Origin of the sequence: Streptomyces inusitatus, assembly GCF_014651115.1 — a bacterium.
Taxonomy (GTDB): domain Bacteria; phylum Actinomycetota; class Actinomycetes; order Streptomycetales; family Streptomycetaceae; genus Streptomyces; species Streptomyces amakusaensis.
In genome coordinates, this window is the sequence record NZ_BMWG01000013.1 from 133,004 (window position 1) to 146,890 (window position 13,887).

9 protein-coding genes are annotated in these 13,887 nt (G+C 73.4%); 8 read left to right on the forward strand and 1 reads right to left on the reverse strand.

Going from position 1 to position 13,887, the window contains the following annotated elements:
* Positions 1-111 precede the first annotated feature (111 nt).
* The 4 genes from IE247_RS20410 to nudC all read left to right on the forward strand — a co-directional run bounded on the left by IE247_RS20410 (position 112) and on the right by nudC (position 9,643).
* Positions 112-3,639 carry an ATP-dependent helicase gene (locus tag IE247_RS20410; protein WP_190124632.1) on the forward strand — a complete coding sequence of 1,176 codons (3,528 nt, stop codon included), beginning with the start codon at positions 112-114 and terminating at the stop codon, positions 3,637-3,639.
* A 68-nt stretch (positions 3,640-3,707) separates the two neighbouring features.
* The gene (locus tag IE247_RS20415) at positions 3,708-7,223 is read left to right on the forward strand and encodes an ATP-dependent helicase (RefSeq protein WP_190124633.1); all 3,516 of its coding nucleotides are present in this window, start codon (positions 3,708-3,710) and stop codon (positions 7,221-7,223) included.
* Positions 7,224-7,233: 10 nt separating this feature from the next.
* Positions 7,234-8,640, forward strand: a complete 1,407-nt coding sequence (locus IE247_RS20420; protein ID WP_190124634.1) for a dipeptidase — start codon at positions 7,234-7,236, stop codon at positions 8,638-8,640.
* A 34-nt stretch (positions 8,641-8,674) separates the two neighbouring features.
* A complete protein-coding gene (gene nudC, locus IE247_RS20425; RefSeq protein ID WP_190124635.1) occupies positions 8,675-9,643 on the forward strand; it encodes an NAD(+) diphosphatase in 969 nt (322 codons plus the stop codon).
* Positions 9,644-9,747: 104 nt separating this feature from the next.
* On the opposite strand, the gene IE247_RS20430 is transcribed toward nudC, so the two are convergent.
* The gene (locus IE247_RS20430; RefSeq protein WP_190124636.1) at positions 9,748-10,002 is read right to left on the reverse strand and encodes a mycoredoxin; all 255 of its coding nucleotides are present in this window, start codon (positions 10,000-10,002) and stop codon (positions 9,748-9,750) included.
* A gap of 194 nt (positions 10,003-10,196) precedes the next feature.
* On the opposite strand from IE247_RS20430, the gene IE247_RS20435 reads away from it, so the two are divergent.
* The 4 genes from IE247_RS20435 to IE247_RS20450 all read left to right on the forward strand — a co-directional run bounded on the left by IE247_RS20435 (position 10,197) and on the right by IE247_RS20450 (position 13,790).
* A complete protein-coding gene (locus tag IE247_RS20435) occupies positions 10,197-12,377 on the forward strand; it encodes an ATP-dependent DNA helicase UvrD2 (protein WP_190124637.1) in 2,181 nt (726 codons plus the stop codon).
* A 168-nt stretch (positions 12,378-12,545) separates the two neighbouring features.
* Positions 12,546-12,890 (forward strand): hypothetical protein, encoded by a 345-nt coding sequence (locus IE247_RS20440; RefSeq protein WP_190124685.1) that lies wholly within the window; start codon positions 12,546-12,548, stop codon positions 12,888-12,890.
* Between the two features lie 193 nt (positions 12,891-13,083).
* Positions 13,084-13,470, forward strand: a complete 387-nt coding sequence (locus IE247_RS20445; RefSeq protein WP_190124638.1) for a WhiB family transcriptional regulator — start codon at positions 13,084-13,086, stop codon at positions 13,468-13,470.
* Positions 13,467-13,790, forward strand: coding sequence for a putative WhiB-interacting protein (locus tag IE247_RS20450; RefSeq protein WP_190124639.1), 324 nt, complete (start codon positions 13,467-13,469; stop codon positions 13,788-13,790). Before IE247_RS20445 ends, IE247_RS20450 begins: the two co-directional genes overlap by 4 nt.
* Positions 13,791-13,887 lie beyond the last annotated feature (97 nt).

The window sequence follows — 13,887 nt, forward strand, 5'->3', positions numbered from 1 at the left end:
AGGGCCGCGACCGGACCGCCGCATCCACCCCCCGCGCTGGCGTAGCGTCGTCGGCACGCGGCACGCGCCGCTCCATCAGCACCAGCAGACCCACCAGGACCGGCGATCCACGTGAGCTCCTCCTCCACCACCGGACGTCCGCCGTACCAGCGACAGGTACGGCGGCGGACTCCGGGCGCGTACCGGCTGGTGCGCACACCTCCGGGAGCCGTCGCCCCTCCTCAGCTGGACGCGGCCCAGCGCGCCGTGGTTGAGCATGTCTCGGGACCGCTTCTCGTCCTCGCGGGACCCGGCACCGGCAAGACCACCACCCTGGTGGAGACGGTCGCCTCCCGCGTCGCCCAAGGGACCGACCCCGCGCGGATCCTGGTGCTCACCTTCAGCCGCAAGGCCGCCGTGGAACTGCGGGACCGCATGGCGCTGCGGCTCGGCGGCGCGCGCGGCCCGCAGGCGACCACCTTCCACTCGTTCTGTTACGCCCTGGTCCGCGCCCACCAGGACGCCGATCTCTTCGCCGAGCCGCTGCGGCTGCTCTCCGGCCCCGAGCAGGACGTCACCGTACGAGAACTCCTCACCGGACAGATCGACCTGGAGGCGCACGGACTCGCCCGCGAGCAGTGGCCCGACGAGCTGCGGGCGTGCCTCACCACGCGGGGATTCGCCGACGAGGTCCGCGCGGTGCTGGCCCGCAGCAGGGAGCTGGGGCTGGGCCCCGACTCGCTGCGCCGCTTCGCCGTCCGCATCGGGCGGCCGGACTGGAGGGCGGCCGCCGCCTTCCTCGCGGAGTACCTGGACGTTCTGGATATGCAGGGCGTACTGGACTACGCGGAGCTGGTGCACCGGGCTGTGCTGCTGGCCGAGCGGACCGCGTCGCCGCGGGCCTTCCCGTACGACCTGGTCCTGGTGGACGAGTACCAGGACACCGACCCCTCCCAGGTGCGGCTGCTCCAGGCGCTGGCGGGCGGCGGGCGGACCCTGGTCGCCTTCGGCGACCCCGACCAGTCGATCTACGCCTTCCGGGGCGCGGACGTGAACGGCATCCTCGACTTCCCCGACACCTTCCGGCACGCCGACGGCACCCCGTCGGCGGTGGCCGTCCTCACCGCCTCCCGGCGCAGCGGGAAACAGCTCCTGGCGGCGACCCGGCTGCTCACCCGCCGGATGCCGCTGACCCGGCTGCCCTCCGACAAGGTCCGCGCCCACCGCGAGCTGGCGGCGGTCCGCGACGGCGGCACGGTCGAGACCTACACCTTCCCCACGGCCTCCGCCGAACTCGACAACATTGCCGACATCGTGCGCCGCGCCCATCTGGAGGACGGCGTCCCCTGGCACGAGATGGCCGTCCTGGTGCGGGCGGGCAGCCGTACGATCCCGTCGATCCGCCGCGCCCTGACCTCCGCGGGCGTCCCCCTGGAGGTCGACGGCGCGGACGTCCCGCTCCGCCACGAGCCCGCGGTGTCCCCCCTGCTGACCGCCCTCCGCGCCGTCGCCTCGGCCGCCGCCGCAGCGCCGGGGGCCGACCCTGACCCGGCGTATCCGCAGGCCCGGGCCGAGCGTGCGGCGGCTGCCGAGCCGCCCGCCACGGCTCGCACGGCCGAGTCCTCCGCCGAGGCCCCCGGCGCGGCGGGGTCCGGCCCCCGGGAGGCGGCCGGGGCCGCCGAGCCGTCCTCCGGCACGGACCACCCCGTCCCGGGCAGCGCGAGCACCGCCCCCTGGCTCGACACCGAGACCGCGCTCACCCTGCTCGCCTCGCCCCTCGCCGGGATGGACAGCGCGGACCTCCGCCGGCTCGGCCGGGCCCTGCGGGACGAGGAGCGCGCGGCGGGCAATCGCGTACCGCCCCCCTCCGACCTGCTCATAGCCCGCGCCCTCGCCGAGCCCGCCCGGCTCGTCGCGCACGACCCCTCGTACGCCTTCGGCGCGCAGCGGCTCGGCAGGCTGCTCGGCGCCGCCCGGGAACTCCTCGAAGGCGGCGGCACCGCCGAAGAGGCCCTCTGGGAGCTGTGGGACGGCACCGGCTGGCCCGGCAGGCTGGAGCGCGCCGCCCGGCGCGGCGGCGCGGCCGGGCGCAACGCCGACCGCGACCTCGACGCCGTGTGCGCGCTCTTCGACACCGCCGCCCGCGCCGAGGAGCGCACCGGCGGCCGGGGCGCGCTCAACTTCATCGAGGAGATCGAGGCGCAGGACATCGCCGCCGACACCCTCTCCACCCGGGAGACCCGCTCCGGCGCGGTCCGGCTGATGACCGCCCACCGCGCCAAGGGCCTGGAGTGGAGCCTCGTCGTCGTCGCCGGGGTCCAGGAGGGCCTCTGGCCCGATCTGCGCCGCCGGGGCTCCCTCCTGGAGGCCGACCGCATCGGGCGCGACGGCCTCGCCGAACCGCTCTCCCCCGGGGCCCTCCTCGCCGAGGAGCGCCGGCTCTTCTACGTCGCCGCCACCCGCGCCCGCGACCGCCTCGTCGTCACCGCCGTCAAGGCCCCCGCCGACGACGGCGACCAGCCCTCCCGCTTCCTCGCCGAACTGGGCGCGGAGCCCAAGGACGTCACCGGACGCCCCCGCCGCCCCCTCGCCGTCCCCGCGCTCGTCGCCGAACTGCGCGCCACCACCGTCGACCCCGGGGCCACCCCGGCGCTCCGCGACGCCGCCGCCCGGCGGCTCGCCGCCCTCGCCGCGCTCCGCGACGACGAGGACATGCCCCTCGTACCCGCCGCGCACCCCGACCGCTGGTGGGGCCTGCACGACCCCACCCGGGCCCCGGAGCCGCTGCGCGACCGCGACCAGCCCGTCGCGCTCTCCGGCAGCGCCCTGGACCAGCTCGCCAACGCCTGCGCCCTCCAGTGGTTCCTGGGCCGCGAGGTCAAGGCGGACGCCCCCGCCACCACCGCCCAGGGCTTCGGAAACGTCATCCACGTCCTCGCCGACGAGGTGGCCTCCGGCCGTACCCCCGCCGATCTGGCCGTCCTCATGGAGCGCCTCGACTCCGTCTGGGACGCCCTCGTCTTCGACGCGCCCTGGAAGTCGCGGCAGGAGAAGGAGCACGCCCGCGCCGCCCTGGAGCGCTTTCTGCGCTGGCACGTCATGGACCGGGGCGGCCGCATCCCCACCGCCACCGAGCACGGCTTCGACGTCACCCTGGAGGCCGGGGAGTACGCGGTACGCATCCGGGGCTCCATGGACCGTGTCGAGAGGGACGCCGAGGGACGCGCCTATGTCGTGGACTTCAAGACCGGCAAGCAGGCCCCCACCGGCCCCCAGGTCGCCCGCCACCCCCAGCTCGCCGTCTACCAGCTCGCCGTGCGCGAGGGAGCCCTCGACCCGGACTCGGACCCGGCCTCCGCCACCGACCCGGACTCGGCCTCCGGCGCGGACTCCGCCTCCGGCGCGCCGCCGACCGAGTCCGGCGGCGCGGAACTCGTCCATCTGCGGCAGGGCGCGATCAAGAAGGAGGGCGGCGACGCTCTGCCCAAGGTGCAGACACAGCCGCCGCTCGACGGGGAGTGGGTCTCGGAGCTGCTCGCCACCGCCGCGGGCCGCGTCCTGGACGAGCGCTTCACCCCGTCCACCGGCGCGCACTGCTCGAACTGCGCCTTCCGCGCCTCGTGCAGTGCCCAGCCCGAGGGCCGCCACATCGTCGAATGAGCCCTCCCGCCTCCGCGCCGGACCGGCGCGGAGCCGGAGTGTCAGTGGCCGCCAGTAGCCTCTTTGATGTGACCGCTCGCATCAGCGACCCCGAGCAGCTCAAGGAGCTCCTCGGGATCCCCTTCACCCCGGAGCAGACGGCCTGCATCACCGCGCCGCCCGCCCCGCAGGTCATCGTGGCCGGAGCCGGCTCGGGGAAGACGACGGTCATGGCCGCCCGCGTGGTCTGGCTCGTCGGCACCGGGCAGGTCGCCCCCGAGCAGGTCCTCGGCCTCACCTTCACCAACAAGGCCGCGGGCGAGCTGTCCGAGCGGGTGCGCACCGCGCTCGTCCGCGCGGGCGTCACCGACCCCGACGTCATCGACCCGGACCACCCCCCGGGCGAGCCCCGCATCTCCACGTACCACGCCTTCGCCGGACAGCTCCTCGCCGACCACGGACTGCGCATAGGACTGGAGCCGACCGCCCGGCTCCTCGCCGACGCCACCCGCTACCAGCTCGCCGCCCGGGTGCTGCGCGAGGCCCCCGGCCCGTATCCGGCGCTGACCCGGTCCTTCTCCACCCTGGTGAGCGATCTCCTGGCGCTCGACGGCGAGCTGTCCGAGCATCTGGTCCCGCCCGAGCGCCTCGGCTCCCACGACGCCGGGCTGCTGCGCGCCCTGGACGGCGTCCGCCTCTCCAACGCCGAGCTGCGCGCCGTCCCCGAGACCGCCGCCGCCCGCCGCGAGCTGCTCGATCTCACCCTCCGCTACCGGGAGGCCAAGCGCGCCCGCGAGCTGCTCGACTTCGGCGACCAGATAGCCCTCTCCGCCGAGCTGGCGCTCACCCGCCCCGCCGTCGGGACGATCCTCCGCGAGGAGTTCAAGGTCGTCCTCCTCGACGAGTACCAGGACACCTCGGTCGCCCAGCGGCTGCTGCTGTCCGGGCTCTTCGGCGACGGCAGCGGCCATGCCGTGACCGCCGTCGGCGACCCCTGCCAGGCCATCTACGGCTGGCGCGGAGCCTCCGTGGCCAACCTCGACGACTTCCCCGAGCACTTCGCCCACGCCGACGGCACCCCCGCCACCCGCTTCTCGCTCAGCGAGAACCGCCGCAGCGGCGGCCGGCTGCTCCACCTCGCCAACGGCCTGGCGGAGCCCCTGCGCGCCCGCCACGCGGGAGTCGAGGCGCTGCGCCCCGCCCCGGGGGCCGAGCGCGACGGATCGGTGCGCATCGCCCTGCTGCCCTCGCACGCGGAGGAGATCGCCTGGCTCGCCGACTCCATCGCGCACCTGGTGCGCACCGGCAAGGAGCCCGGCGAGATCGCCGTGCTCTGCCGCACCGCCGGGGACTTCCCCGAGATCCAGGGCGCACTGGTCGCCCGCGATGTCCCGGTCGAGGTCGTCGGCCTCTCCGGGCTGCTCCAGCTCCCCGAGGTCGCCGACCTCGTCGCGGTCTGCGAGGTGCTCCAGGACCCGGGGGCCAATGCCTCGCTGGTACGCCTGCTGACCGGCCCGCGCTGGCGGATCGGCCCGAGGGACCTCGCCCTGCTGGGCCGCCGCGCCCGGCTGCTGGTCCACCGCGCCCCCACCGGCGAGGCCGACGCCGACGAGCGGCTCGCCGCCGCCGTGGAGGGCACCGACCCGGCCGAGGTCGTCTCCCTCGCCGACGCCCTGGACACCTTCCTCGAACAGACCGGCGCCGACGACGGCCTGCCGTTCTCCGCCGAGGCCCGGGTCCGCTTCGCCCATCTCGCCGGGGAGCTGCGCGATCTGCGCCGCTCGCTGTCCGACCCCCTGATGGACGTCCTGCACCGGGTGCTCTCCACCACCGGCCTCGACGTCGAGCTGTCGGCCTCCCCGCACGCCCTGGCCGCCCGCCGCCGCGAGACCCTCGGCAATTTCCTCGACACGGCCGCCGGATTCGCCGGTCTGGACGGCGAGGCCTCGCTCCTCGCCTTCCTCGCCTTCCTGCGGACCGCCGCGCAGTACGAGAAGGGCCTGGACAACGCCCTGCCCGGCGGCGAGAACACGGTCAAGGTGCTGACCGCGCACAAGTCCAAGGGCCTGGAGTGGGACGTGGTCGCCGTCCCCGGGCTGATCGCCAGACAGTTCCCGAGCGAGCGGCCGCGCGAGGGCTGGACCTCCAATCCCCAGATCCTGCCGCACTCCCTGCGCGGGGACGCGGCGACCCTCCCGGACATCGAGGCGTGGGACACCAAGGGCATGAAGGCGTTCAAGGACGCCATGAAGACCCATCAGCACACCGAGGAGCTGCGCCTCGGCTATGTCACCTTCACCCGGCCCCGCTCCCTGCTGCTGGGCTCAGGCCACTGGTGGGGCCCGACCCAGAAGGGCAGAAGAGGCCCCTCGTCCTTCCTGAAGGCGCTCCACGACCACTGCGCGGAGGGCTTCGGCGAGATCGAGGCATGGGCGGACGAACCCGAGGAGGGCGCGGAGAACCCGCATCTGCTGGAGTCGTCCCCCGACCGGGCCTGGCCCCTCCCGCTGGACCCTGACTCACTCTCCCGCCGCCGCAGGGCCCGCGACACGGTGCTGGCCCACCTCGCCCGGGTGCCGGCCCAGGGCGGCCCCGCGCCGCTCCCGCAGGACCCGCCGCTCCCGCAGGACCCGGAGGCTCCGGAGGCCGAGGCCGGGCAGCTGTTCTGGGACGACCTGGAGGAGCCGTACGAGCCGTACGAGCCGTACGAGCCGTACGAGCCGTACGAGCCGTACGAGCCGGAAGCGCCCGAGGAGGGGTACGGGGAGGGGGACGAGCCGCAGGAGCCCGGCCCCGGCGCCGCCGACCTCGTACCGGCTCCCAGGGAAGCCGCCGAGGACCCGGCCGAGAGCGAGCTCACCCCCGAGGAGGCGCGTGCCATCGCCTCCTGGGACCGGGATCTGCGCGCCCTCACCCGTGAACTCCGCCACACTCGCGCCGCCACCCACGACGTCCCGCTCCCGGCCTCTCTCACCGCCTCCCAGCTGATGCGTCTCGCCGCCGACCCGGACGGATTCGCGGCGGAGCTGGCCCGGCCGATGCCCAGGCCCCCGGCCCCGGCGGCCCGCCGGGGCACCCGCTTCCACGCCTGGGTGGAGTCCCGCTTCGAGGAGCTCCCGCTGCCCATGCTCGGCCCCGACGAGCTGCCCGGCGGCGACACCTCCGGCCCCGACCGGGCCGAGATCGCCGACGAACGCGATCTGGAGCTGCTGAAAGAGGCCTTCGAGCGCACCCCGTACGCCCGCCGCACCCCCTACCGCGTCGAGACGCCCTTCCAGATCACCCTCGCCGGCCGGGTCGTCCGGGGCCGGATCGACGCCGTCTACCGCACCTCCCTGACCAGCGAGGACGGCACCGAGACGCATCGCTACGAGATCGTCGACTGGAAGACCGGGCACGCCCTCGCCGCCGACCCCGTCCAGCTCGCCGTCTACCGGCTGGCCTGGGCCGAGCAGCACGGTCTGCGCCCGGAGGAGGTCGACGCCGCGTTCGTCTTCATACGCGGCGGCGAGGTCGTCCGACCCCGTTCCCTGCCCGGCCGGGCGGGCCTGGAGAACATCCTGCTGGGCGAGACGGCAGACGACGGGGTCACCGGCGCCCGTTAGGCTCAGACACATGAGCGACACCCCGGACAGCGCCGTCCGTACGTACATCCAGCAGCACCGCGCCGCCTTCCTCGACGACCTCGCGGAATGGCTCCGCATCCCCTCCGTCTCGGCCCAGCCCGAGCACGCGGGGGACGTGGCGCGCAGCGCCGACTGGCTGGTGGCCAAGCTCAAGGAGACCGGCTTCCCGGTCGCCGAGGTGTGGCCGACGGCCGGTGCGCCCGCCGTCTTCGCCGAGTGGCCGTCGGATGACCCGGAAGCGCCCACCGTGCTGGTCTACGGCCACCACGACGTGCAGCCCGCCGCCCGCGCGGACGGCTGGCACACGGACCCCTTCGAGCCGGTCCTCGCCGACGGCAGGCTCCACGCCCGGGGCGCCGCCGACGACAAGGGCCAGGTGTTCTTCCACACCCTGGGCGTGCGGGCGCATCTCGCCGCCACCGGGCGCACCGCTCCCGCCGTCCGTCTGAAGCTGCTGATCGAGGGCGAGGAGGAGTCGGGCTCCCCGCACTTCCGCGCCCTGGTGGAGGCAGGCGCGGACCGGCTGGCCGCCGACGCCGTGATCGTCTCGGACACCGGCATGTGGTCCGAGACCACCCCCACCGTCTGTACCGGGATGCGCGGGCTCGCCGACTGCGAGATCGAGCTGTACGGCCCCGACCAGGACATCCACTCCGGCTCCTTCGGCGGCGCGGTGCCCAACCCGGCCACCGTCGCGGCCCGGCTGGTGGCCGCGCTCCACGACGCCGACGAACGGGTCACCATCCCCGGTTTCTACGACGGGGTCGCCCCGCTCACCGACGCCGAGCGCGCGCTCTTCGCCGAGCTGCCCTTCGACGAGAAGGCCTGGCTGTCCACGGCGAAGTCGCACGGCACGCTCGGCGAGGACGGCTACTCCACCCTGGAGCGGATCTGGGCCCGCCCCACGGCCGAGGTCAATGGCATCGGCGGCGGGTACCAGGGCCCCGGCGGCAAGACGATCATTCCCTCGTCCGCGACGCTGAAGCTCTCGTTCCGGCTGGTCGCCGGGCAGGACCCGGACCTGATCGAGGTCGCGGTGAGCCAGTGGATCGCCCAGCGCGTCCCGGCGGGCATCCGCTACGACCTCGCCTTCGGGGCCTCCACCCGCCCCTGTCTGACGCCGCTGGACCACCCCGCGCTCCAGTCGGTGGCCCGGGCCATGAGCCGCGCTTTCGACGGGCAGAAGATCCTCTTCACCCGTGAGGGCGGCTCGGGACCGGCCGCCGATCTCCAGGACGTGCTGGGCGCGCCCGTGCTGTTCCTCGGGATCTCCGTACCGTCCGACGGCTGGCACGCGCCCAACGAGAAGGTCGAGGTCGAACTGCTCCTCAAGGGCGTGGAGACCGCCGCGCACCTCTGGGACGACCTCGCCGCAGCCCTTAGCCGATCCGTCTGATGTCGACCCGATCCACCGGGGGAGTTGGAAGTACGTGAGTACCAACGGCCGTGTCACCGCGAGCCCAGCCACCGGCCTCACCGCACCGCCCGTCAGCCTGACCGTGCCCAGCGGGATCGACCGTGAGGCGCATCACCGGCTGGACGAGGCATGGCTCGCGGCCGCCTGGAGCCACCCCACGACCAGGGTCTTCGTGGTCTGCGGCGGGCAGGCGCTGATCGACGACACCCCTGACGGCCGCACCGAGCTGGTCATGACCCCGGCCTTCGAGGCCCCCGTCACCGAGACCCACCGCTACTTCCTGGGCACCGACGAGAAGGGCGTGCGCTACTTCGCGCTCCAGAAGGACAGCCTGCCGGGCCGGATGGACCAGTCGGCCCGCCCGGCCGGTCTCCGGGAGGCCGGGCTGCTGCTCTCCCCGAGGGACGCGGGTCTGCTGGTCCACGCGGTGGCGCTGGAGAACTGGCAGCGGCTGCACCGCTTCTGCTCGCGCTGCGGCGAGCGCACCGTGATCGCGGCGGCCGGCCATGTGCGCCGCTGCCAGGCGTGCGGGGCCGAGCACTACCCGCGCACCGACCCCGCCGTGATCATGCTGGTCACGGACGAGGAGGACCGCGCCCTGCTGGGCCGGCAGGTGCACTGGCCGGAGGGCCGCTTCTCGACGCTCGCGGGCTTCGTGGAGCCGGGCGAGTCCATCGAGCAGTCGGTGCGCCGCGAGGTCTGGGAGGAGGCGGGGGTGACGGTCGGCGAGGTCGAGTACATCGCCAGCCAGCCCTGGCCCTTCCCCTCCAGCCTCATGCTCGGCTTCACGGCCCGGGCCACCTCTTCCCGGATCACCGTCGACGGCGAGGAACTCCACGAGGCGCGCTGGTTCTCCCGGGACGATCTGCGCGCCGCCTTCGAGTCCGGAGAGGTCCTGCCCCCGTTCGGCATCTCGATCGCGGCCCGGCTGATCGAGCTCTGGTACGGGGAGCCCCTGCCCAGGCCCGGAAACCCCCTCTGACCGAGCGCCGGGCCGGGAACACGGAGACGCCGGAAACACGGAGACGCCGGAAAACGGAGAGGCCCCCGCCGCGGCGGGGGCCCTCTCGGCGAAACGGGGTGGCGTCAGGCGCTCAGCGCCTGCTTGACCTGGGCGAGGCTCGGGTTGGTCATGACCGACTCGCTGCCGGCGGGGGAGACCACGAGGAGCGTCGGGACGGTCTGGTTCCCACCGTTGGCCTTCTCCACGAAGGCCGCGGAGTCCGGGTCCTGCTCGATGTTTATCTCGGTGTACGCGATGCCCTCGCGATCCATCTGGCTCTTCAGCCGACGGCAGTATCCGCACCAGGTGGTGCTGTACATCGTCACAGTGCCCGACATCTTTTCCGGCTCCTTCACTGGCCCGCTGAGTGTGCCATCGCCCACACGCGGTGGTTCCGCGCACCGCATAGAACATACGTGGACCGTCCCCCATTCCCGCCCCGGGGCGGGCACGGGGCGGATTGGTACGACCGGATTCGCCCCGCTGTGGACAACCGCCGCACCCGCCCCCCTGGACCTGGCAGCATGGCAGGGTGACAGCAGCAACGCACTCCTCGCTTTTCCCGCAGGTCCCCGAGTCGGCGGACGCGGTGCTCGACGGGCTCGACCCCGAGCAGCGCGAAGTCGCGACCGCCCTGCACGGCCCCGTGTGCGTGCTGGCGGGAGCCGGCACGGGCAAGACCCGCGCGATCACCCATCGCATCGCCTACGGCGTCCGCGCCGGGATACTTCCGCCCGCCAGTGTGCTGGCCGTCACCTTCACCAGCCGGGCGGCGGGCGAGATGCGGGGACGGCTGCGCCAGCTCGGCGCGGGCGGCGTCCAGGCGCGCACCTTCCACGCCGCCGCCCTCCGCCAGCTTCAGTACTTCTGGCCGAAAGCCGTCGGTGGAGAGCTGCCCAGGCTGCTGGAGCGCAAGATCCAGCTGGTCGCCGAGTCCGCGGCCCGCTGCCGGATCCGGCTCGACCGCAATGAACTGCGCGATGTGACAAGCGAGATCGAATGGGCGAAGGTCACCCAGACGGTGCCGGGCGACTACCCGGCGGCGGTCGCCAAGTCCCTCCGTGACGCCCCGCGCGACCCGGCTGAAATCAGCCAGATCTACGCGATGTACGAGCAGCTCAAGCGCGATCGCACGGTGATTGACTTCGAGGACGTCCTGCTGCTCACGGTCGGCATCCTCCAGGACCGGCACGACATCGCCGACCAGATCCGCGGCCAGTATCAGCACTTCGTCGTGGACGAGTACCAGGACGTCAGCCCGCTCCAGCAGCGGCTGCTCGATCTGTGGCTCGGCGACCGCGACAGTCTCTGCGTCGTCGGCGACGCCAGCCAGACGATCTACTCCTTCACCGGGGCCACCCCCGACCATCTGCTGAACTTCCGCACCCGCCATCCCTCCGCGACCATGGTCAAGCTGGTCCGCGACTACCGCTCCACCCCCCAGGTCGTCCAGCTCGCCAACGGTCTGCTGAATCAGGCCCGGGGCCGGGCCGCCGAGCACCGGCTCGAACTGATCTCGCAGCGGGAAGCCGGCCCCGACCCCTCCTACGAGGAGTACGCGGACGAGCCCGCCGAGGCCGAGGGCACCGCCCGCCGGATCCGCGATCTGATCGACGCGGGCGTGCCCGCCGGAGAGATCGCCGTGCTCTACCGGATCAACGCCCAGTCGGAGGTCTACGAGCAGGCCCTCGCCGACGCCGGAGTCCCCTACCAGCTGCGCGGGGCGGAGCGGTTCTTCGAGCGCCAGGAGGTCCGGGAGGCGGGTGTCGCGCTGCGCGGGGCCGCGCGCGCCGGATCCAATGACTCCCTGCTCGACGACGCGGAGGATCTGCCCTCGCAGGTCCGCGCGGTGCTCTCCACCAAGGGCTGGACCAGCGAGCCGCCCGCCGGCTCGGGGGCGGTGCGGGACCGCTGGGAGTCCCTGGCCTCGCTGGTCCGTCTCGCGGAGGACTTCGTCCGGGTCCGGCCGGGGGCCACCCTCGCCGATCTGGTCACCGAGCTGGACGAGCGGGCCGCCGCCCAGCACGCCCCCACCGTCCAGGGCGTCACCCTCGCCTCGCTGCACGCGGCGAAGGGCCTGGAGTGGGACGCGGTCTTCCTCGTCGGGCTCACCGAGGGCATGATGCCGATCACCTATGCCAAGACCGACGAGCAGGTCGAGGAGGAGCGCCGGCTGCTCTATGTGGGGGTCACCCGGGCCCGTTTCCATCTCTGTCTGTCCTGGGCGCTCTCCCGCTCCCCGGGCGGCCGTGCCTCCCGCCGCCCCACGCGCTTCCTGAGCGGGCTCCGCCCCGGCTCGGCCGCTCCCGGGGCCCGGGGCGCGGGGGCCGCGGCCGGCACCGAGCGCGCCGGCCGCCGCAAGCGGCGCGGCCCGGTGCTCTGCCGGGTCTGCGGCACGACGCTCACCGACGCGGGCGAGATGAAGCTGATGCGCTGCGAGGGCTGCCCCTCCGACATGGACGAGGCGCTGTACGAGCGCCTCCGGGACTGGCGCTCCGAGCAGGCGAAGCAGCTGGGCCAGCCCGCGTACTGCGTCTTCACCGACAAGACGCTGATGGCCATCGCCGAGACCGTCCCCTCGGACGAGGGGGAGCTGTCCCGTATCTCCGGCGTCGGAGGCCGGAAGCTGGAGCGCTTCGGGGCCGATGTGCTCGCCATCTGCACAGGTCAGGAGCTGGAGGAGGGCTCGGAGGGGGACGACGTCGAAGACTGAGCCAAACTCGTGGGAAAAATAGTTTGCGCCCGCCCCGACCGTCCCCATAGGTTCTTAACCACGGGAAACAGCGGCTTCTCCGAAGCCCTGTGTTCGTGTTGTACTTATCCGAATAGCAGTGACCGGCTCCGGCCGGTCCCGAGACGCCGAGAGGAGGCGAGCCCAGTGATCACGATTATCCAGACCAGCTCCGTCAAGTGCGCCCGAGTGACCGATCGCTCGATGGCCGCCTCCGTCTTCTCGCTCGGCTTCTCCGCTTCGCTCAACGGGACCGGTCTGTCCGCTGTCGTCCCGGGTGCCCTGGCAGAGATGTCCCGCCTGCTTCCTCCGAACGGGTTCCCCGTTCGGACGGGCGGCGAGCGACCGACCAAGGCACTGGAAGCAGGCGAAGCAGCGGCGGCAGAGGCCAGGACCTATGCCTTTGCGGCGGCCGGTGCCAAAAACCAGAAGCACAACCAGCACCACACGAAGTGGGCCTTCCGTGGGCTCGAACCCTGGAGCGATCCAGCCTGATCTGATCAGGCCGGCGCCTTCAGGGCCGCGGAATCCCACTCGGGATCCGCGGCCCTTCTGTTTTCCCTGAACCAGGGGAACCGGAGCGAAGGGGCCTCGGGACAGCAGCACCCCGGTACCAGCCCCCCGGCCCCGCCGGGGGACCCGCAACCGGCCGACAGGCCGGACCGACCAGACGAGGAACGACACCACCGTGCAACTCGAAGCGCACGCCCCGTCCGTACCGCATTCCGAGATCGTTCCGCCGCCCGCCCTCACGGAGGACTCCACCTTGACCCCGCTCGCCCCGCTCACTCCACTCACCGCATTGACCGCGCTCGATGACGCCATCGAGAACCTCGGCGTGCCCGTGCCCTGCCGTTCCAACGACCCGGAGGTCTTCTTCGCCGAGTCGCCCGCGGACGTGGAGTACGCCAAGTCTCTCTGCCGCACCTGCCCGCTGATGGAGGCATGCCTCGCGGGCGCTCAGGAGCGTCGCGAGCCTTGGGGCGTCTGGGGCGGAGAGCTCTTCGTCCAGGGTGTCGTCGTCGCCCGGAAGCGTCCGCGTGGCCGTCCGCGCAAGAACCCGGTCTCGGCATGAACGTCATCGGGACCATCGACCGCCCCTCCACGCACGATCCCAAGAAGCAGGCCCCCATGCCCACTTCCACGAGCGAGCCCTCCGGCTCCGCCGCCCCAGTAGTCACCACCATCGGCGCGACCGCCTCGCGTCAGAACAGGACCCGTGAGATGCAACTCATCCCAGAAGCGCTCGCCCGTGCGCATATGCACGAGCGCATGCGGGAAGCCGACGCGGAACGCCGGGCCGTGCGCCTGGTCGCCGCCCGGCGCATGCAGCGCCGCGCGGAGCGTGTCTCCCTGCGCGCCCGTCGTGCGCTCGCCATGGCCGTCATGAACTGACGACGGCCCAGTACTCCCGCGGGGACCGGTCCGAACGGACCGGTCCCCGCGGTGCGTTGTCCCGGCCCCGGGGCCGGTGCGGGGTTATCGTCACCGG

What these genes read in the sequence shown, in the direction of transcription:
- IE247_RS20420 (WP_190124634.1), top strand. Translation starts at nt 7,234, where the DNA reads ATGAGCGACACCCCGGACAGCGCCGTCCGTACGTACATCCAGCAGCAC.
- IE247_RS20430 (WP_190124636.1), bottom strand. Translation starts at nt 10,002, where the DNA reads ATGTCGGGCACTGTGACGATGTACAGCACCACCTGGTGCGGATACTGC.
- IE247_RS20450 (WP_190124639.1), top strand. Translation starts at nt 13,467, where the DNA reads ATGAACGTCATCGGGACCATCGACCGCCCCTCCACGCACGATCCCAAG.